Source organism: Rhizobium sp. R711 (assembly GCF_002211365.1).
Taxonomy (GTDB): Bacteria; Pseudomonadota; Alphaproteobacteria; order Rhizobiales; family Rhizobiaceae; genus Rhizobium.
In genome coordinates, this window is sequence record NZ_LOKZ01000001.1 from 748,839 (window position 1) to 768,765 (window position 19,927).

At 60.0% G+C, this 19,927-nt stretch carries 22 protein-coding genes and 2 pseudogenes; 13 read left to right on the forward strand and 11 right to left on the reverse strand.

Annotated features, from left to right (window positions below):
• Positions 1-7: 7 nt before the first annotated feature.
• From ATY80_RS03585 to ATY80_RS03595, 3 genes are read right to left on the reverse strand one after another with little or no spacing between them, the layout of a single operon-like run.
• A complete protein-coding gene (locus tag ATY80_RS03585; RefSeq protein ID WP_088691080.1) occupies positions 8-880 on the reverse strand; it encodes an SDR family oxidoreductase in 873 nt (290 codons plus the stop codon).
• The gene (gene queG, locus ATY80_RS03590) at positions 880-2,028 is read right to left on the reverse strand and encodes a tRNA epoxyqueuosine(34) reductase QueG (protein WP_088691081.1); all 1,149 of its coding nucleotides are present in this window, start codon (positions 2,026-2,028) and stop codon (positions 880-882) included. Before queG ends, ATY80_RS03585 begins: the two co-directional genes overlap by 1 nt.
• Positions 2,029-2,040: 12 nt before the next feature.
• The gene (locus ATY80_RS03595) at positions 2,041-2,733 is read right to left on the reverse strand and encodes a glutathione S-transferase family protein (RefSeq protein ID WP_088691082.1); all 693 of its coding nucleotides are present in this window, start codon (positions 2,731-2,733) and stop codon (positions 2,041-2,043) included.
• Positions 2,734-2,982: 249 nt separating this feature from the next.
• Between ATY80_RS03595 and ATY80_RS03600 the strand changes: the two genes are divergently transcribed.
• Positions 2,983-3,780: an undecaprenyl-diphosphate phosphatase gene (locus ATY80_RS03600; protein ID WP_088691083.1), complete on the forward strand. Its 798-nt coding sequence runs from the start codon at positions 2,983-2,985 to the stop codon at positions 3,778-3,780.
• 545 nt (positions 3,781-4,325) lie between these two features.
• On the opposite strand, the gene ATY80_RS03610 is transcribed toward ATY80_RS03600, so the two are convergent.
• The 6 genes from ATY80_RS03610 to dnaN form a co-directional block, all read right to left on the reverse strand.
• Positions 4,326-5,306, reverse strand: coding sequence for a complex I NDUFA9 subunit family protein (locus ATY80_RS03610; RefSeq protein WP_088691084.1), 981 nt, complete (start codon positions 5,304-5,306; stop codon positions 4,326-4,328).
• Between the two features lie 112 nt (positions 5,307-5,418).
• On the reverse strand, positions 5,419-5,706 hold the full coding sequence (locus tag ATY80_RS03615; protein WP_088691085.1) for a DUF1330 domain-containing protein: 288 nt from the start codon (positions 5,704-5,706) through the stop codon (positions 5,419-5,421).
• A gap of 24 nt (positions 5,707-5,730) precedes the next feature.
• Positions 5,731-6,426, reverse strand: a complete 696-nt coding sequence (gene pyrF, locus ATY80_RS03620; protein WP_088691086.1) for an orotidine-5'-phosphate decarboxylase — start codon at positions 6,424-6,426, stop codon at positions 5,731-5,733.
• A gap of 1 nt (position 6,427) precedes the next feature.
• Entirely contained in the window at positions 6,428-7,015 is a 588-nt protein-coding gene (locus tag ATY80_RS03625; RefSeq protein ID WP_088691087.1) for a histidine phosphatase family protein, read from the reverse strand.
• Positions 7,016-7,019: 4 nt separating this feature from the next.
• Entirely contained in the window at positions 7,020-7,613 is a 594-nt protein-coding gene (gene pmtA / locus ATY80_RS03630; protein ID WP_088691088.1) for a phospholipid N-methyltransferase PmtA, read from the reverse strand.
• Between the two features lie 122 nt (positions 7,614-7,735).
• Positions 7,736-8,854 carry a DNA polymerase III subunit beta gene (gene dnaN, locus ATY80_RS03635; RefSeq protein ID WP_088691089.1) on the reverse strand — a complete coding sequence of 373 codons (1,119 nt, stop codon included), beginning with the start codon at positions 8,852-8,854 and terminating at the stop codon, positions 7,736-7,738.
• 270 nt (positions 8,855-9,124) lie between these two features.
• Between dnaN and rsmI the strand changes: the two genes are divergently transcribed.
• The 11 genes and pseudogenes from rsmI to rpsU all read left to right on the forward strand — a co-directional run bounded on the left by rsmI (position 9,125) and on the right by rpsU (position 17,684).
• Positions 9,125-10,027 (forward strand): 16S rRNA (cytidine(1402)-2'-O)-methyltransferase, encoded by a 903-nt coding sequence (gene rsmI / locus ATY80_RS03645; protein ID WP_088691481.1) that lies wholly within the window; start codon positions 9,125-9,127, stop codon positions 10,025-10,027.
• Between the two features lie 42 nt (positions 10,028-10,069).
• A pseudogene (locus ATY80_RS03650) lies at positions 10,070-10,409 on the forward strand (YraN family protein).
• 87 nt (positions 10,410-10,496) lie between these two features.
• Positions 10,497-11,795: an extracellular solute-binding protein gene (locus tag ATY80_RS03655; protein ID WP_088691091.1), complete on the forward strand. Its 1,299-nt coding sequence runs from the start codon at positions 10,497-10,499 to the stop codon at positions 11,793-11,795.
• 76 nt (positions 11,796-11,871) lie between these two features.
• A complete protein-coding gene (locus ATY80_RS03660) occupies positions 11,872-12,753 on the forward strand; it encodes an ABC transporter permease subunit (protein ID WP_088691092.1) in 882 nt (293 codons plus the stop codon).
• Between the two features lie 9 nt (positions 12,754-12,762).
• Complete coding sequence (ugpE, locus tag ATY80_RS03665) at positions 12,763-13,605, forward strand: sn-glycerol-3-phosphate ABC transporter permease UgpE (RefSeq protein ID WP_088691093.1); 843 nt, start codon at positions 12,763-12,765, stop codon at positions 13,603-13,605.
• An 11-nt stretch (positions 13,606-13,616) separates the two neighbouring features.
• Positions 13,617-14,714 (forward strand): sn-glycerol-3-phosphate ABC transporter ATP-binding protein UgpC, encoded by a 1,098-nt coding sequence (gene ugpC / locus ATY80_RS03670; protein ID WP_088691094.1) that lies wholly within the window; start codon positions 13,617-13,619, stop codon positions 14,712-14,714.
• Positions 14,715-14,817: 103 nt separating this feature from the next.
• Entirely contained in the window at positions 14,818-15,327 is a 510-nt protein-coding gene (locus ATY80_RS03675; protein ID WP_088691095.1) for a cupin domain-containing protein, read from the forward strand.
• A 96-nt stretch (positions 15,328-15,423) separates the two neighbouring features.
• The gene (gene gshB, locus ATY80_RS03680; RefSeq protein ID WP_088691096.1) at positions 15,424-16,368 is read left to right on the forward strand and encodes a glutathione synthase; all 945 of its coding nucleotides are present in this window, start codon (positions 15,424-15,426) and stop codon (positions 16,366-16,368) included.
• A 432-nt stretch (positions 16,369-16,800) separates the two neighbouring features.
• The gene (locus ATY80_RS03685; RefSeq protein WP_088691097.1) at positions 16,801-17,010 is read left to right on the forward strand and encodes a cold-shock protein; all 210 of its coding nucleotides are present in this window, start codon (positions 16,801-16,803) and stop codon (positions 17,008-17,010) included.
• 112 nt (positions 17,011-17,122) lie between these two features.
• Complete coding sequence (locus tag ATY80_RS03690; RefSeq protein ID WP_088691098.1) at positions 17,123-17,413, forward strand: cold-shock protein; 291 nt, start codon at positions 17,123-17,125, stop codon at positions 17,411-17,413.
• Positions 17,414-17,441: 28 nt separating this feature from the next.
• Positions 17,442-17,684: a 30S ribosomal protein S21 gene (rpsU, locus tag ATY80_RS03695; RefSeq protein ID WP_088691099.1), complete on the forward strand. Its 243-nt coding sequence runs from the start codon at positions 17,442-17,444 to the stop codon at positions 17,682-17,684.
• 255 nt (positions 17,685-17,939) lie between these two features.
• Here the strand turns inward: rpsU and ATY80_RS03705 are convergent, their stop codons facing one another.
• Entirely contained in the window at positions 17,940-18,248 is a 309-nt protein-coding gene (locus ATY80_RS03705; protein WP_245306745.1) for a helix-turn-helix domain-containing protein, read from the reverse strand.
• A gap of 33 nt (positions 18,249-18,281) precedes the next feature.
• Between ATY80_RS03705 and ATY80_RS03710 the strand changes: the two are divergent.
• Positions 18,282-19,405 (forward strand): annotated as a pseudogene (locus tag ATY80_RS03710) (IS630 family transposase).
• Positions 19,406-19,579: 174 nt separating this feature from the next.
• Here ATY80_RS03710 and ATY80_RS03715 read toward each other — a convergent pair.
• Positions 19,580-19,912, reverse strand: a complete 333-nt coding sequence (locus ATY80_RS03715; protein WP_189637076.1) for a hypothetical protein — start codon at positions 19,910-19,912, stop codon at positions 19,580-19,582.
• Positions 19,913-19,927 lie beyond the last annotated feature (15 nt).

Sequence of the window (19,927 nt, forward strand, 5' to 3'; positions counted from 1 at the left end):
GGCGCCGCTATCCTCGCCAGCTGTTGCTCTGCATCAGCTGTGCGAGGGAGGCGGGATAATTCGGGAAGGCGAATGTGAAGCCCGCCGCCTTGAGCTTGGCGTTCGAGACCCGCTTGTTCTCGCCGTAGAAGGACCGCGCCATCGCCGTGAGTTCGGCAGTCTCGAAAGGCTGCTCCGGCGGGGGCTCGACGCCTAGAAGGCGCGCGGCCTCGACAATGACGTCCTGTGGTGGGCCGGGCAGGTCGTCTGTCACGTTGTAGATGCCGCCGAGCCCGTGCGCGGCGAGAAACTGCGTCGCTGCGCCGATATCCTCGACCCGGATCCGATTGAAAACCTGATCCTTCTTGATCAGCCGTCGCGCGGTGCCACGTTCCAGATTGCAGATGGCATTGCGGCCCGGGCCGTAGATACCGGAGAGTCGGAGAACCGCCGCCGGGATACCGACCTCGGTGCCGATGGCCATCCACCCATCTTCCGCTTCCAGCCGCTCCTTCGACCGGCCGGAAACCGGCGTGCAGGGCGTGTCCTCGGTGACCCAGTTTCCCTTGTGATCGCCATAGACGCCGACAGTCGAGAGGTAGCCGATCCACCGAAGCTTGGGCATCATCTCGCGCAACCGGTTGCGCGTCAGTCCTATCAATGGATCGCCGCTTTCCCGCGGGGCAATGGATTGAACGAGACGCGTCGTATCGCGCATTGCCGCGCGCAAGTCGTTCCCCAGGGTTTCGCCATCGAAAAGGAACGCGTTAATGCCTTGGGCGCGCAGGGCAGCTGCCTTGTCGTCCGTCCGTGTGGTCCCGGATACGCGCACTCCATCCGCTATGAAGGCCTTGGCGATTGCCTTGCCCGAATAGCCGCAGCCGAAAATCATCACATCCATCACACAGCTCCTGCTAGCCGCCATTCGTTCAGGACATCGCTGTCCGACTCATCTGGCCTTTGTGCCGCAAAGGCAGAAAATTCACCAGCCTCGAGAAGGCGCGAAAGCGCCCACACCGCCATGCCCCGCACGACGGGCGAGGGGTCCTGCGACAGTGCCTGACATCGCTCGACAAATCGGCGGTCGCCCGAATTGCCGGCGGCGATGAGTACATTACGGATGAACCGATCGCGGCCAATGCGTTTGACCGGCGAACCGCTGAAGAACATGCGAAAGGCGGCATCGTCGAGGCTGAGCAGATACTCGATCGATGGCTCCTTCAGATCCTCGCGGGCCTGCAACTTCATTTCGGATGCCTCGTGGGCAAACTTGTTCCACGGGCAGGCGGCGAGGCAGTCATCGCAGCCGTAGATTCGATTGCCGATCAGCGGACGCAAAGCTGGATCGATCGGGCCCTTGTGCTCGATGGTCAGGTAAGAGATGCAGCGCCGCGCATCGATCTGGTAGGGGGCCGGAAAGGCATTGGTCGGGCAGATGTCGAGACAGGCGCGGCAGGAGCCGCAGTGGTCGACTTCGGGACTATCGATGTTCAGATCCGCGGTCGTGAACATCGAGCCGAGGAAGAGCCAGGAACCAAGCTCACGGCTGACGAGATTGGTATGTTTGCCCTGCCAGCCGAGGCCGGCGGCGGCTGCCAGCGGTTTCTCCATCACCGGAGCAGTATCGACGAAGACCTTCACATCAGCCCCGGCGCGCGCCGCAAAGCGCGTCGCGATCTCCTTGAGCCGTCCCTTGATGACGTCATGATAGTCGCGGTTGCGCGCATAGACGGAGATCGCGGCCTTGTCGGGCTTTGTCAGAATTTCGCGGGGATCCTCGTCAGGCCCGTAATTGAGGCCGAAGACGAGAATCGACCGGACATCGCTCCAAAGCGTGCGCGGATCGCCGCGCCGGTCGCGGGTTTCCGCCATCCACTCCATCGTGCCATGCCGCCCCGCGTCGATGAATTCGCCAAGCCGCTCTTTGGCCTCCGGTATGGCATCGGGTCGGGTGATGCGACAGAGGTCGAATCCGAGAGCCTTCGCCTCCGAGCGAACGAAGGCGGTGAGAGTGTCGCGGCGTTTCTGTTCCTTGTTTTCCGTGGCCATCGAAGGCCCTCGTCAGAAATCCAGATCGGCGTAGTGCGAAACCGGTGTCAGACCGCGCACGCGTTCGGTAAGCAACGGCCGGAAGGATGGGCGTGACTTCAAGCGCTGATACCACTCCTTGACGACAGAAGCTTCCGACCAGTCGATCTCACCGAGATAATCGAGAATGGAAACGGCGGACGCCGCCGCCAGATCGGCATAGCTCATGCGGTCACCCGCCAGCCACTGGCGCGAGCCTGCGAGCCATGTGAGGTACTTCATGTGCTGGCGGATATTCGCCCGCGCCGTGCGAAGGATCTTCGAGTCGGGCGCGCCGCCTCCCTGGTCCGCCGTCATCTGCAGCTTGTAGACGCGCTCGCGGGCAAGCGGCTTGGTCACGTCGGTTTCCATCTTCTGCATGAACCACTCCGTCAGTCGGCGGATTTCGGCGCGCTGAAACGGATCTTCGGCAAGTAGGCGGCGATCACGCTTGAGCACGCCATGCGTCTCGTCGAGATACTCGGAGATCACGGCAGCGCCGCACAGCGCCCGCATACTGTCATCGACGTAGACCGGCAATGTTCCAGCCGGGTTCAGCGCGAGGAAGTCCCGGCGCTTCTCCCATGTCTGTTCCTCGATCAGATCTGCCTGATAGCCGTACTCCGTCAGGATCAGCCGAACGAAGCGTGATGCGGATGACATGGGGTGATGATAGAGCGTGGGCATCGATTCTCGGATTTTTGAGGGGTGTGGCACGTTGCAAGAGCGCGATCATTATAGCGCCCTAGTCATGACTCATTCGTTGAAGCTATAGGAGCTTGGCCCTTCCAATACAAGCGAGTCGGGTTGCGGACTGCCCGACAAAGGACGTCGACCTGCCCGGAAACTGTTTTTTACTTTTTCGCCCTGCCTTCGTCACTTCCAGACGCCATAACCCCACCGAACGCCCCCGACCAAACTCCACGGAGACAATTCATGGAATATGTGAACTCTATAATTCTAGGCATAATAGAGGGAATTACCGAGTTTCTGCCGATTTCGAGTACCGGACACCTTATCATCGCGGAGCAATGGCTCGGCCACCGCTCGGATATGTTCAACATTGTTATTCAGGCCGGCGCGATCCTCGCCGTCACCATCATCTACTGGCGCCGCCTGCTGGACCTGGTTCTCGGCTGGCGCGATCCGCGCAACCGTTCCTACGCCGCCAAGCTGATTGTCGCATTTCTCATCACGGCGATCCTCGGACTTGTCGTCAAGAAGCTCGGCTTCGAGCTACCCGAGACAGCGACGCCGATTGCCTGGGCACTGATCATCGGCGGTATCTGGATGATCTTCGCCGAATGGGCCGCGGCGCGCCGACCACCCCATAAGGAGATCACCTGGCTCGTCGCCATCCTTGTGGGCATCGCCCAGGTGGTTGCCGGCGTGTTCCCGGGAACATCACGATCGGGTGCGACGATTTTCGTCGCGATGTTGGCTGGTACCGGCAATCGTGCGGCAGCGACCGAGTTCGCGTTTCTGGTCGGTATCCCGACCATGTATGCAGCGAGCGCCTACGAACTGCTGAAGACCTTTAAGGATGGTGGAGCGGCAAACGAGGACTGGACGAGCCTCGGGATCGCTTTCGTCGTCTCGACGATCGTTGCTTTCGTCGCTGTAAAATGGCTGCTTTCCTATATCCGCAGCAACCGCTTTACGATGTTTGCCATCTACCGCATCATTCTCGGCGGCATTCTGCTCGGCATGGCGGCGACTGGGGCGATTGCCTGAGACGCGTGCTGATTGCCGCAGTCGCCCAACGACCGTGTGGATATAGCGGGTCTCAGCCATTGATCGAACTGCGGATAAAAAAGAACCGGCGCGAAAGCGCCGGTTCTGTTATCGGCTGATGGAGCCGGTTTCGCAGGGATCGATGCCGTAGGCTGGCGAGCACTCACCCTTCACCGCTGCAACCGAACCGGGTGCAATGAAAGACCCTGCCAGAATAACCAGCGCCGCGCACGCAAACAGAAGCGCGATTGACCTACCCATCGAAGAAAGCCTTTCAAAAGTCGTTAGCGCGCCGTCAAGGCGCTGAGTCCATTGGGAGACGCGCGGGGTGTGTAGTCAGTGGAATGACAAATAGCAATAAATGTTCCTGCTAAATTTGGTGTTAATTCCGCTAATTTTTTCGTGCGGCTTTTATGCAACGAGTGCCTGCCGGACATGGAGAAAAAAGCATCCACAACTTGCGCGATTCCGGAAAACTCTTCCAAGAAAAATGCCGCCCGCGAGTTCGCAAGCGGCACTGCTGATTAGACGATAAGCAGTTGGCCTCAAGCGGCCTTGCCCGATCCGGTATACTGGCCGTGCGGACGATAGTGCACAAGATACGAGCCGATGACCGAACTCACCAGGGTTGGCGTGACGCCGATGCCCTTCAAGGTGCGGCCCTCGGCTTCCGCTTCCTTCGAGACGACGTTGTTCTTCTTCAGAAGACGTACCTGATCCGCGGTGATCGGCGGCGTGACGAACGGAACGAGCGAGGCAACACTGCCGATTAGCGAGGCAATGCTGAAAGGAAGCGAGACCAGGCGATTCTTGCGCCAGGTTGCCTTGAGCATCATTTCGAGACATTCGCGGAACGTCAGCACTTCGGGTCCGCCGAGTTCGAAGACTTCGCCTGCGGTCACCTTGCCCTCGACGGCCTTGGCAACGGCCTGGGCGACGTCGACGACATAGACTGGCTGGAATTTCGTCTTGCCGCCACCGATCAACGGCAGGAAGGGCGAGATACGGGCCATGTCGGCAAACTTGTTGAAGAACCTGTCCTCGGGACCGAAAACGACCGACGGGCGGAAGATGATGGCATCCGGTTTGATCGCGTGGATCGCCGCCTCGGCGCGACCCTTGGTGCGGGCATATCCCGAATCGGAATGCGCGTGCGCGCCGATCGCCGAGATATGGATCAGTTTCGCGCCGACGCCGCGGGCCGCCTCGGCGACGGCACGTGCACCGAACTCCTGGACTGCTTCGAAGGAATTGCGGCCGGCCTCGTGCAGGATGCCGACGCAGTTGACGACAAAGTCGGCGCCTTCGACGGCGCGGTCGACCGAGTTGCGGTAGCGCAGGTTCGCCTGGACGAAGGATATCTGGCCGACATTGCCGATCGGCTGCAGGAAGCCGGCGAGGTCAGGCCGGCGGACGGCAACACGAATGCGGTAGCCGCGCTTTGCCAACGCGCGGACGATATGCCTGCCGATGAAGCCGGACCCTCCGAACACGGTGACGAGTGGCGGCAGGTTGGCAAGGGTCATGGCAGGCTCCTCGAAAGGCTCAATTGTTTGGTCGATCTGGTTTCGTCTTAGACCAATCGCGGTGCGACGAAAAGGGCTATCGCGCCGCAGTTCTCACCGCTGAGAACCCGTTCTAGACGCCTTCGACGACGACCATCTCGGCGTCGGCGACTTCCTGGCGGATTTTCGCCGCGATCTGGTATTCCGGCGAATTGTAGCAATCGACGGCGTGCTGCATCGAAGGAAACTCGATCACCACGTTGCGTGCCCGCGCCTTGCCTTCAAGCTCGGTGATCGCGCCGCCACGGGCGAGGAAGTTGGCGCCGTACTTTTCGAAGGCCGGTTTCGCCGCCGCGACATAATCCTTGTAACGCTCCGCATCGCGAACATCGACGCGCGCAATCCAATATCCCTTTGCCATCTTAGATGCTCCCTGGCTCACTGTTTATTGAAGGGCAGCCGACATCTCGGCGAGGATCGCCCGGGCAGCTTCCTTCGGATCGGCTGCCTTGACGATCGGGCGGCCAACGACGAGATGGCTGGAGCCGGCCTGCAGCGCGGCAGCCGGCGTCATCACGCGCTTCTGATCGCCCTTGTCGGCACCGGCAGGGCGAATGCCCGGCGTGACAAGCGCCATGTCGGGGCCGATGATCTTGCGTACGGCCGAGGACTCCTCGGCGGAACAAACGATGCCGCCCATGCCGGCGAGATGAGCCTGTTCGGCGCGGCGCAGGACCAGCGTATGCGGATCGTATTCGTAGCCGGCGGAAATCAGATCCTGCTCGTCCATCGATGTCAGCACGGTGACGCCGAGGAGGCAGAGATCAGAGCCCTTCGCGGCCTCGACCGCGGCCTTCATGGCCTTCGGATAGGCGTGTAGGGTCAGCATCGACATGCCCATCTTGACGATGTTTTCAACGCCTGACGCGACGGTGTTGTCGATGTCGAGCAGCTTCATATCGAGGAAGACCTTCTTGCCGCTCTTGGCAAGGTCGCGCGCGAACTCCAGGCCACCGGCAAAGGCGAGCTGATAGCCGACCTTGTAGAAAACGACGTCGTCGCCAAGCGTATCGACGATCTTTTCGGCTTCGCCAAGCGTTGGAACATCCAGCCCGACGATCAGGCGTTCGCGTGCATCCATCTCACATCCATCCCTGCCACTCTTCGATGGGCGTCCAGTCGCACGATAGCCGCTGATCCGCAAGGCTCAAACAATAGAGATTGCCACCGCCGCCCGGCTGGTCGCCGTCGCGTTGGATGGGGCGACCCTGCAGATGACACTTCAGCAACGTGCCGACACCCCCATGCCCGATGAAAGCAACAGGCGAGGTGGGATCGTGCGACGCGAGAATATCGGTGACGGCCGAGACAATCCGCCGTTGCGCGTCGATGGCGCGTTCCCAGCCCCTGAAGCTCTCTGCGGGATGCGCAAAGAACCAGTCGGCCGCCTTCTCGAACTCCGGCGGCGGCAGGAAGCCGGTTGCCGAGCGGTCGTTTTCATGCATGCCGTGGACGATCTCGATGGTCAGCCCTGCCGTGGCGGCAAGGATCTCGGCGGTCTCGATCGCCTTCGTCTCGTCGCTGGAAATGATGCGTCGCAACTGCTTTGCCCAGTCGCTTTCGGCCGCTTTGTGGGCGCGCGTAGCGCCAATCTCCGACAGCCCCCATTTTGGTACGGGGACAGCCGGATCGATCTTCACTTGCGGATGGGTGATATAGAGGCCGAACAAAGGTTCAGCCGCGCCGGTAAATCCAAAGCTGCGCAGGCGGAATGTTCCGCACGATGAAGTCGAAGTGCTGTATGTGATAGCGATCCGGCCGCGCGATGATCGGCGAGACCGGGCCATAAGAGATCTGGACGACGGGGCGGCCAGCCGGCAGACGGTCGAGCAGACTCTCGAGAAGCGCGATGCGGGCCTGCATCGGGAAGTTCAGCAGCGGGACGGCAGACACGACGGAATCAAACTTCTGATCCTTCATGGCGCCGAGCGTCTTGTCGAGATTGAACGCATCGCCATTGATGAAGTTCACGCCCGGATAGAGTCGAACCAGGTGCTCGTAGAAATCCGTTGAATACTCGACGGCGACCAGGTTCTCCGGCTTCACGCCCCGTCCGAGAATTGCCTTGGTGATCGCGCCCGTGCCAGGTCCGAGCTCGAGGACTGGCAATCCGGAGTGCAGGTTGACAATGCTCGCCATCTTGCGTGCGGTAATGGAGGAGGTGGGAACAATCGAACCGACAGTCTTCGGCCCCTGCATCATTCCCTTGAAGAAGCGGATCTCTTCGTCAAACTTCTTGCCCAGCCGTTCCTTCAGGCGCAACGCCATTCCACCATCCTCCTAGATATGCAGCAACAAAGCAGCCCGGTCTTTAATTGCAGTTAGTCGGGCCGAAAAACAAGACCGGACGTCGCAATTGGCAAAGTTTGTACGGCAAATGCGACGCGCGATTAGACGCGCATCGGCATCAGCACGTAGAGAGCGTCGTCGCCGGTCGTGTCGCGAATGAGCGTCGGCGAGCCGGCATCGGCAAGCAGGAAGATCGCTTCCTCGCCGGAAAGCTGTGCCGTAATGTCGAGCAGATATTTTGCATTGAAGCCGATTTCCATCGAGTCGGTATCATAGCCGACCGCGACTTCCTCGGTCGCGCTACCCGAATCCGGATTGTTGACGGTAAGCAGAAGCTGGCCGTCGGAGATGGCGAGCTTGACTGCCCGGCCGCGCTCGGAAGAGATCGTCGAGACGCGGTCGACGGCCTGCGCAAACGTCGTGCAATCGACGCGCATTTCCTTGTCGTTGTTGGCCGGAATGACGCGCTGGTAATCCGGGAAGGTGCCGTCGATCAGCTTCGAGGTCATGACGATCGAGCCGATGCTGAGGCGGATCTTGGCGTCGGAAACTTCGACGGTCACGATCGCATCCGGCACATCGACAAGCTTCTGCAGTTCGCCCACGGTCTTGCGCGGGATGATGATGCCGGGCATGCCTTCCGAGCCGGACGGCGCATTCACGTCGGCGCGGGCGAGGCGGTGGCCGTCGGTTGCGACGGCGCGCAACTTCAGGTCGCCCTTGCTCTCGATGGTGTGGAAGAAAATGCCGTTGAGGTAGTAACGGGTTTCCTCGGTCGAGATCGCGAACTGCGTGCGATCGATCAGCATCTTGAGGTCGGTCGCCTTCAGCTTGAAGGTGTGGCTGAAGGTACCGGCAGTGAGGTCAGGGAAGTCGGATTCCGGCAGGCACTGCAGCGAGAACTTCGAGCGGCCGGACTGAACCGACATCGAGCCGCCATCGGTGCTGGTCGCCAGCAGGACTTCGGAACCATCCGGCAGCTTGCGCACGATATCGTAAAGAAGATGGGCGGGAACGGTCGTTGCGCCGGCCTGTTCGACATTGGCTGGTGTCGCTTCGGTCACTTCGAGATCGAGATCGGTCGCCTTCATGTCGAGGTTCTGGCCCTCGGCGCGCAGCAGGATGTTGGACAGGATCGGGATCGTGTTCCGGCGTTCGACCACGCGATGCACGTGGTTCAGCGACTTCAAAAGGTTGGACCGCTCAATTGTAATACGCATGGGATGCTACCGCTTTCGACCGTTACTGCTTGAGCGCGCATGTTGCGCGCCGCAAGGAATGCTTTTGCCCAAGAGGGACCAGAGAGTGGACAGGCAAAATGGCAGGATTTTGCGACCGATTGCAAGAGGTACCAGCGGAAGCGTCAATGCAATTGCCGTTTTCCCGCGCAATGCTCACAGAAATCGCAGCGGCCTTGCCGAACTGCAAGGCCTCGCCCATAAAGGCGCGAAGTCAAAGAAAGTGAAATTGTCTTGAGCAATGACGATGTGATGGCCGAAGGTGGCAGGCAACGCAGCTTTCGCCTGCACAATATGCCCATTCCGGCACGGCCGTTGGAGCCGGCGCTTTACCTCGTCGCGACGCCGATCGGCAATCTCGGCGACATCACGCTGCGTGCATTGGAAACACTTGCCGGCGCCGATGTGCTGGCCTGCGAAGACACCCGCGTCACCCGCGTCCTGCTTGACCGCTATGGTATTCAAAACCGGCCCTATCCCTACCATGAACACAATGCCGACGAGGCCGGGCCACGGCTCTTGCAGGCGCTGGAAGCCGGCAAGTCCGTCGCTCTCGTCTCCGACGCCGGGACGCCGCTGGTCTCGGATCCCGGCTATCGTCTTGCGCAAAACGCCATCGAGGCCGGCTATCGTGTCGTGCCGATCCCCGGGGCTTCGGCGCCGCTTGCCGCTTTGGTCGGCTCCGGCCTGCCCAATGACGCCTTTCTCTTTGCCGGGTTTCTGCCGACCAAGGACAAGGCCCGCCGCGATCGGCTGGCCGAATTCGAGGCCGTTCCCGCAACGCTGATGTTCTTTGAATCGCCGCACCGTATAGCCGCAACGCTGGCCGCCGCCGCCGATGTGCTCGGCGGTGATCGCGCCGCATCCGTCTGCCGTGAATTGACGAAGACCTACGAAGAGTTTCGGCGTGGCACGCTGGCGGAGCTTGCTGGCCACTATGCCGACGTCGACAGCGTCAAAGGCGAGATCGTGCTCGTCGTTGGTCCGCCTCCCGAGCGCGTTGTCGAAGCCGCGGATGTCGATGCGATCTTGGCCGACCTGGCCAGGACTTTATCCACCTCCAAGGCCGCCGCCGAAGCCTCGCGGCTCACGGGCATTTCCAAGAAGGAGCTCTACCAGCGCCTCCTCGACATGAAGGGTGGCGATGGGCGATAGGGCTGCCGCCAGCGACCGCCGCAGGCTCTCCGCCGGGGTTATATCTCCGAGCATCTCGCCGCGATCTATCTCATGCTGAAGGGCTATCGCATCGTCGCCCTGCGCTACCGTACGAAGCTCGGTGAGATCGACATCATTGCACGCAAGCGCAATCTGGCGATTTTCGTGGAAGTGATGGCGCGCCGTGACCACATGAGCGCCATCGACGCGGTGTCGCCAACGGCGCAAAGCTGCCAGCGATCTGTGGTTGGTGAGGCAACGCGATTATGCTGTGCTTTCGCAGCGTTACGACATTGTGGCCATCCTGCCTGGCCGCCTGCCGCGCCACTTCCGAATGCCTTCTGAGCTGCTTGCAATCGCGTGCAAAAAGCCTCCACTGTAACACTCCTGTCATCAAACCATTAAGGAGGCGTCATGGAAGGCCTCTATTGCACTCCTCACCCCAACAACTGGTGGAGAGGGATTAGCCATGTTCAAGAAGATTTCCATGGCCGCAATGGCGGTCAGCTTTTCGGCCTCGTCGTCCTTTGCTGCGACCAACATCACCTGGTGGCACGGTATGGGCGGCCGCAACGGCGAAGTCATCAATGAGGTTGCACAGAAGTTCAACGCCGCGCAGTCGTCCTGCGCTCTGACCCCGGTCAGCAAGGGCACCTACGAAGAAGCGCTTGCTGCCGGCATCGCTGCCTTCCGCTCCGGCGAGCAGCCGAACATCCTGCAGGTCTTCGACGCGGGTGCCGCAACCATCATCAACGCCAAGGGTGCTGTCGTTCCTGCCGAAGATCTGATCAAGGACGCCGGCTACAAGTTCGATCGCAATGCCTTCATTCCGGGCGTTCGTTATTTCTACGCTGCCGCTGACGGCAAGTTCGTCGGCATGCCGTTCAACTCCTCCGCTCCGATCATGTACATCAATCCGGAAGCGTTGAAGAAGGCTGGCGTCGAAGCCCCGAAGACCTGGGAAGAGTTCGAGGCGATTGCGCCGAAGCTCAAGGAAGCCGGCTACATCCCGCTCGTCCAGTCTCAGCTGACCTGGGAGTTCACCGAGAACTTCTTCTCGCGCAACAACATCCAGTTCGCCAGCAACAACAACGGCTACGACAGCGTCGTCGACACCAAGCTCAAGGTCACCGACCCGAACCTCATCATGATGTTCGAGAAGCTGAAGGCTTGGTCCGATGAGGGCTACTTCAAGTACTACGGTGCCGGCTGGAGCGACAACCAGAAGCCCTTCGAAGAAGGTAAGGTCGCCCTCTGGGTTGGCTCCTCGGGCTCCTTCGGCGGCCTGAAGAAGACGGCTACGATGCCCTTCTCGGCAACTTTCCTGCCATACTGGGGTTCGATCAAGGGTGCCGGCACCCACAGCTTCATCGGCGGTGCTGCACTCTTTGCGATGTCCGGCAAGTCGGCTGAAGAGAACAAGTGCGTTGCAGACTTCTTCCAGTTCCTGACCTCGCCTGAGATCCAGAAGTTCTACCACCAGGCAACCGGTTACGTCGCCATCACCGAGGCAGCTTACGAGCTCGCCAAGAAGGAAGGCTACTACGACAAGGAGCCGGTCGCTGAAGTCGGCATCAAGCAGCTGAAGCTGGAAGACGGCGAATGGTCGAAGGGCTACCGCCTCGGCTTCTACCCGCAGATCCGCGAAATCATGGAACGCGAATACGGCCGCATCTTCTCGGGCGAAACCTCCGTCAAGGACGCTTTTGACACCATCGAGAAGGAAGGCAACCAGCTCCTCGAGCGTTTCGCCAAGACGGCCGGCTGATCTAGCCGATTGCTGAAACAACGGTTCCGGAGGCGCCCGCCGTCTCCGGAACCGCTTTGCAAAAAAAGGTCCCGTCATGAAGCGCGTGCAGTTTTCGTCGCCAACGCTGCCTTATCTCTTCCTGCTGCCGCAGATGGCGGTCATTTTCATTTTCTTCTATTGGCCGTCCGTCCAGGCGGTCAAATCCTCGTTTTTCCTTGAAGATCCGTTCGGCTTCGGCTCCAGCTTCGTCGGCTTCGACAACTACAAGGGCGTTCTGCAAAGCGCTGAGTACCGCTCGATCGCCGGCTTCACCGCCATTTTCACGGCGCTCGTTACCATCTTCTCGCTCTCGCTCGGCCTGCTTCTTGCCGTCAAGGCCGATGCCGTCATCCGCGGCAGCTCGACCTACAAGACGCTGCTGATCTCGGTGTATGCGATCGCTCCGCCGGTTGCGGGCCTGATCGGCATGATGTTCTTCGACCAGCACATCGGCCCCTTCGTGCGTTTCGCCGCCTTGTTCGGTTGGGACATGAAGATTGGCCTCAACTACTTCGACACGGCTTTTGCGATGGTGGTCGTCTCCGTCTGGAAGCAGATCCCCTATAATTTCATCTTCTTCCTCTCGGGCCTCCAGGGCATTCCCGTTTCCGTTCGCGAAGCCGCGGCGCTCGACTGCCGCTCTGGCTTCCGCCGGTTCTGGACCGTGATTTTGCCGCTGCTGGCGCCGACCGCCTTCTTCCTCTTCGTCATCAACGTCACCTATTCGCTGTTCGATACCTTCGGCATCGTCGACGTGATGGTGAAGGACAAGGCCGCCAACAACCCGATCACGCTCGTCTACAAGGTCTATATGGATGGCTTCCGCGGCAACGACCTCGGCGGCTCTTCGGCCCAGTCGGTGATCCTGATGATCGTCGTCTTCGTGCTCACCGTCTTCCAGTTCCGCTTCCTTGAGCGGCGCGTTCACTACAATTGAGGAGCGCGGATGTACCGTCTCAAGATATTCGACCACGTCATCCTGCTCTGCGGCGTCTTCGTGATGATGGCGCCCGTCGTCGTTGCCTTCTTCACCTCAACGCATGATGCCGCCGAAATCCATCGCCAGGGTCTGACCCTCACCTGGGGCAACCATTTCGCCGAGACCTACAGCACCGTGCTCAATCGCGAAGGCGGCTTCACCGGACAGGTGACAGGCATGCGCATGCTGGTGAACTCACTGATCCTTGGGATTGGTTTTGCCATCGGCAAGATCATCCTGTCGATGCTCGCAGCCTATGCGATCGTCTACTTCCGTTTCCGGCTCGCAACTCTGTTCTTCTGGATGATTTTCACGACGCTGCTGCTGCCGCTCGAAGTCCGTATTCTTCCCTCATACGAGGTCATGCACCAGCTGCACTTGATCAACACCTATACCGGCATGATTGTGCCGCTTTTGGCGTCGGCCACAGGCACTTTCTATTTCCGGCAGTTCTACAAGTCGATCCCGGATGAATTGCTCGAGGCAGCGCGCATCGATGGCGCCGGTCCGATCAAGTTCTTCTTCGACGTGATCGTGCCGCTCTCGAAGACGATGGTGGCCGCCATCTTCATCATCATGTTCGTCTACGGCTGGAACCAGTATCTCTGGCCGATGCTGATGACCAACGACGAGAGCTTCTACACGCTGGTGCGCGGCATCAAGCAGATCCTGCTGGTCTGGGTCGGTGCGCAGATTCCCGATTACAACGAAGCCTTCGCCATCGCGATCCTCGCGATGCTGCCGCCTGTCATCATCGTCGTGGTATTCCAGCGCTGGTTCATCAAGGGCCTCACCGAAAGCGACAAGTAAAGGAAACGCCGATGGCCGCCATCGAAATCAATCAGGTCTCCAAGATCTATACCGGGGACGTCCATGCGGTGAAGTCCGTGAACATTGACATCAAGGACGGTGAATTCATCGTCCTTGTCGGTCCCTCCGGCTGCGGGAAGTCGACGCTTTTGCGCATGGTCGCTGGGTTGGAGGAAATCTCCAAGGGTGAGGTCAAGATCGGCAACCGTGCCGTCAACAAGGTTGACCCTGCCGAACGCGACATCGCCATGGTCTTCCAGAACTACGCGCTCTATCCGCATATGACCGTTTACGACAATCTCGCTTACGGCCTGCGCAACCGCAAGACGCCGAAGGCGGAGATCGACGCCCGCGTTGCTGAAGCCGCCCGCATGTTGCAGCTTGAAGCCTATCTCCAGCGCAAGCCGCGCGCCCTTTCGGGCGGTCAGCGGCAGCGCGTCGCCATGGGGCGCGCGATCGTCCGGAAGCCGGCCGCCTTCCTGTTCGACGAACCGCTCTCCAACCTCGACGCCAAGCTCCGTATTTCGATGCGCGGCGAGATCAAGCGGCTGCAGCGCCGTCTCGGCACGACCTCGATTTACGTCACCCACGACCAGCTGGAAGCAATGACCTTGGCCGACCGGTTGGTGGTTTTGAACGGAGGCGAAATCGAGCAGATTGGTGCCCCGCTCGACGTCTACCATACCCCGGCCTCCACCTTTGTCGCGAGCTTCATTGGTTCTCCGGCCATGAACCTGCTCAAGGGTGAGCTGCATGGCGACAAGCTCGCCTTGGGGCCAAGCGTGATCGACCTTGCGGGTCATGCGCCCGCATCCGGGCCCGTGACCGTCGGCATTCGTGCCGAGGACCTGCGCCTTGCGGGTCCTGGCGAACATGCCATGACCGTCGCGATAGACTATGTGGAGGAACTCGGCTCCCAGCGTCTCGTGCACGGAAATCTTGGCGATCAGCAGCTGACGGCAGTCCTGTCTCCTGAAATAGAGTTGAAGTCCGAACTGCGGCTGATCGTGGCTGCCGAGAGACTGCATTTCTTCAACCATGAGACGGGGAAGCGCATCGGCGAAACGGCGTCTTCGCGGACCGTCGCGGTGAAAACGGAAATCGCCTGACGTCTTCTGCTGATCGATCGCTCAAATTGTACGGACCGCCTGTACGGTGCCTTTACGACTCTCTGCTATCCCGACGCGGGTTTGATAGCGGCGGGGGTTGCTCATGGGTATTCATATGATGCTGGCAAGCGTGGTCGCGATGGCCGCGCGAGTGGTGCCTTTCCCGAATCTGCCGCAGCCAGAAGCAAAGACATTCGTAGCGAAGTCCGGGGACAACTTCGTCATGCACGCGACACCGATCAATCCGGACTGGATTGTCAGCGGCAATCCGCAGGCGCGCACCGGTGAACATTCCCGCAGCAACGACGATGCAGCCTATACGGCGATCTGGGACTGCACCGCCGGCGAATTCCGTTGGTACTTCTATTGGGACGAAACGGTGATGATCCTTGAAGGCGACGTCCATATCGTTGCCGAGGACGGCACGGAGCGCACGCTGAAGGCGGGCGACGTCGCGTTCTTCGCGGCGGGCACCTGGGCAAGCTGGCGCGTGGACAATTATGTCCGCAAGGTCGCGTTCCTTAGAAAGCCGTTTCCGAAGCCGGTTGCGCTTGCCTATTGGCTCCGCAGCCTGTTGCGCGGCGAGGCGCCGAAGAGCGGCATCGCGGCCTGAGGAATTCGCCCATCCGCCGCGCCGGACGTCATTGATTGGCGTTGCTTTCGATGCCTCTGCAGCCTACATCTGTCCGGCATCAGCTAAGGGACGGAAATGGCCAAGATCAAGAATGTAGCGGTCCAAATGGACCATGTTGCCGGCATCAATATTGCGGGCGATTCCACCTTTGCGATGAGCCTGGAAGCACAGGCTCGTGGCTACAAGCTCTTCCATTACACGCCTGACCGCCTGAGCTTCAGAGATGGCAATCTGTACGCCACCGTCGAGCCGATGGTGCTGCGCGACGTCAAGGGCGATCACTTCGAACTCGGAGCGCCCGAACGCGTCGATCTCTCGACGATGGATGTCATCCTGCTGCGCCAGGACCCGCCGTTCGACATGGCCTATATCACCTCGACGCACCTGCTGGAGCGGATCCACCCGAAGACGCTCGTCGTCAATGACCCGGCCTGGGTTCGGAATTCTCCCGAGAAGATTTTCGTCACCGAATTTGCCGATCTGATGCCGAAGACGCTGATCACCAAGGATGCGGCCGAGATTCGCCGTTTCCGCGACGAGATGGGCGACATCATCTTGAAGCCGCTCTACGGCAACGGTGGCGCCGGCGTCTTCCACTCCACCAGGGACGACCGCAACCTGTCGTCGCTGCTCGAAATGTTCGGTCAGCTCTTCCGCGAGCCCTTCATCGCACAGCAGTATCTGCCTGATGTGCGCAACGGCGACAAGCGCATCCTGCTCGTCGACGGCGAGCCGGTCGGTGCCATCAATCGCGTCCCCGCTGAGCACGACAGCCGTTCCAACATGCATGTCGGCGGACGCGCCGAGGCGACTGAACTGACGGCACGCGAAATCGAAATCTGCAAGCGCATCGGCCCTGCGCTCAGGGAACGCGGCTTCCTCTTTGTCGGCATCGATGTCATTGGCGACTACATGACGGAGATCAACGTCACGTCGCCGACAGGCATTCGTGAGGTCCGCAAATTCGGCGGCGCCGATATTGCCGCCCTGCTGTGGGACGCGATCGAGCGGAAGCGCTAAGCGTCTCCTCGTAACCGCGTGCCACAACGGGGCGCGGTTTTTCGAGGGTAATCGCCCGTCTGCATATTTCCCACTCTACGCGATCCGGATAAATCGCCCGGTTTGTTCTGCCGCTGCAACCTGCCACAACCTGACCACATCGCTGGCTCGAATCTGTTCCTTTATTGTTCTTGGTTCATTCCGGTTTCTACGCAAGATCGCAATTGATGACTGACACGTCGTCCAACTGCGGTGTCGTGGTTGTGCGGTGAACCCGCGAATGTTTGATTACTATCAGTTGCCAAATCTGAAATTGAGCTTATATAAGCCGTATCGACCATTGCTTGTGACGTCGTTCGGGAGCCGCGCTCTCGCCAGATTTCCTTCCAAATAATCGATCTAGGTCCGCAGGTATCGCGGAAGAAACAACGGTTGCTTTGAAAGGAAATCGTTATGAATACAGGTACAGTCAAGTGGTTCAACGCCACCAAGGGTTTTGGTTTTATCCAGCCGGATAACGGCAGTGCGGACGTTTTCGTCCACATTTCCGCCGTCGAACGCGCTGGCTTGCGCTCTCTCGCAGACGGCCAGAAGATCAGCTACGACCTCGTGCAGGACAAGCGCTCGGGCAAGAGCTCAGCGGATAACCTGCGGGCAGAATAAGGTAATCGTCATGACCTCACGCGACCACGGATGTACTGGCGCGCGGAGGCGATGACTAAGAAAGGTCGGGACATTCCCGGCCTTTTGTTTTTCTTTTGATACAGAGGACGACATGGCACGCCGTCATTACAGAGCAGGCGACAGTATTGTCCTGAAGCAAGGCATACTCGGGAGCGCCCAACCCCTCGGTCCTGGCAGCATTCTGTCTGTCCTGCCTGCTGCCCAGGGCTTTGTTCACTATCGCGTCCGGTTCCAGAACGAAAATTACGAGCGGAGCATCCGCCAGGATGACATCGACGTTCTGGCATCCCCTTCGTCGTTTTCGCCGATCGAAACGCAAGCCATTCCGGAAAACTCGAAATCGAGCTGGATCAATTCGGATGCGATCCGCACCAAGAGATAACAGCCGCAGGGCTGATTAAGGAGAAGTTTTGCAGGTACTCGTCAGGGATAACAACGTCGATCAAGCCCTCCGCGTCTTGAAGAAGAAAATGCAGCGCGAAGGACTGTTCCGCGAAATGAAGGCCCGAAGCGCTTATGAAAAGCCATCCGAGAAGCGGGCTCGCGAAAAAGGCGAGGCGGTTCGCCGCGCCCGCAAGCTTGCTCGCAAGCAAGCCCAGCGCGAAGGTCTCTTGCCGGCTCCAAAGAAGAAGGTTCTTCGCCCAAGCCGCTGACGCCTGCCAGTCTATCGGCAAGTCGACGCTTGCCGAAACGGAGGAAACATGATCACGACGAAAGACAATCTCTTCAAGCCTGAAAAGCCTTCCGCTCAGGCCAAATCAGACCAAACGACGTCGGTCGCTAGTGACATTCTCGCCGAAGAGGCGACCCGCCCGGCAGAAGAAGACGGAAAAACTCCGTGCACTCCGCTTGGCGGAGGCAGCGACCGAAGCACCTCCCAAACCGAAAAGGGCAAATAAGAACCGAAACTAGTACCTCTGCACAGAGGATTTGACGGGTTGCAAGGTTGGCAGGGTATTGTGGTCGACGAGTAACTCTATGCTGCGGGCTGTTCCGGGCTGCCTGCGGATCAAGCCGTTGCTTTCGAGCGTGAGTATCATCTGGTGGACGGATGGCGGCGTGACGCCGAAATAGCGCTGCAGGTCGCGTTCGGCCGGCGCGCGGCTGTTGATCTGGCTATAAGCCCAGATGAAGGCGAGATACTGGCCCTGCTTGTCGGTGAAGCGGGGTGTTTTGGTCGACTGCCCGTCAAGTAATTGATTCATTTTTCGATTCATCCGGAACCTCCATACCTAAAGGAGGCCTTGCGGATGAACATACGCTATCGTGTCGATCTCGACCAATCCGAACGCGACGCACTTTTGAGCATGCTGAGTGGCGGCAAGCATGCGGCGCGCAGGCTCAAGCGGGCACAAATTCTGCTCGCCGCCGATGCGGGCCTGGGTGACGAGGCCATTGCCGCCACCGTGGTGGCCAGCGGCTCCACGGTCTACCGCACCAAGCGACGCTTCGTGGAGCAGGGTCTGGAGGCGGCGCTCAGCGAAGAGGCGCGTCCGGGCGCGGAGCGCAAGCTGACCGGTAAGGAGGAAGCGCTGCTGGTGGCCACAGCCTGCTCCAGCCCGCCGCCGGGTTGCAGCCGCTGGACGTTGCAGTTGCTGGCCGACGCCTTCGTCGCCTTGAGCGAGCACGAGCAGTTGTCGCGCGAGACAGTGCGCCGGCGCCTGGCCGAGAACGACCTCAAACCATGGCGCAAAGACATGTGGTGCATCCCCAAGATCGACGCCGAGTATGTCGCGCGCATGGAGGATGTACTCGACCTCTATGCTGAAGCGCCCGACCCGGCGCGGCCGGTGGTCTGCTTCGACGAAAGCCCGACCCAGCTCATCGGCGAAGTGCGGCGCCGATCCCGGCCGCACCGGGAAGGCTGGAGCGCTACGACTGCGAATACAAGCGCAATGGCACTGCAAACCTGTTCGTCTTCCTCGATGCCCATCGATCCTGGCGCAAGGTAAAAGTCACCGCCCGGCGTACAGCCAGCGACTTCGCCCACTGCATGCGCGATCTCGTCGATCTGCATTATCCTGAGGCCGAGACCATCCGTGTCGTACTCGACAATCTATCGACCCACACGTCGGCCGCCCTCTACCAAGCCCTGCCGGCCGCAGAGGCGCGTCGCATCCTCAGAAGGCTGGAGTTCCATTACACGCCCAAGCATGCCAGCTGGCTCAATATGGTCGAAATCGAAATCGGCGTCCTGCGCAGCCAATGCCTCAGCCGCCGCATCGAAAGCCACGATCGTCTCATCGCCGAAGTCGCCGCCTGGGAAGGTCGCCGCAACCAAACCGGCGCTCGCATCAAATGGATGTTCCCCACCGAACAGGCCCGCGTCAAACTCGCAAAGGCTTACCCAAACCCAACCGCCAAAGAGTCATAATCTCTGTGCTGAGGTACTAGCCCTTGTCCCATGGGGCCAATATTCCGGGCGTTACCCGGGTTGCTATGACTGCTGCCGGCGCACCGGCTAGGATCATTTGTTGCCTTCCGGCCCCAGGCAGGCCTCCGCCGCCCGCCCATCGCTATCATGAGAAGGTCCGTCGAGGAGGTCAGGTTAAAAGGGCATGATATCCACGCCGTCGCCAGGAAAGACGGTAGTGTGAGGGTGGTCCTGAAAAAGCCTTGCGGTGGCATCTGCGGTTTCGGCCTCGACCACGAGATAGCCGCAGAATGGATTGACCGCGTCGGTGATGCCGTCCCTGGTGATGCGCGTCGTCTTTCCCACCATGCCGCCACGATCAAGGATAGACGCAGCGTTTCTTTCCTCCCACGCCGCCCACTGTTTGATGCCGATAGCATCGACAGCGTCCTGCTCGACTTTGGGCAGGCTTCGAAAAGACGCGAAGTCTTCTGGCTTCATGGTGTAAACGGCAAGGAAACGGGGCATGAGCCACCTCCATGG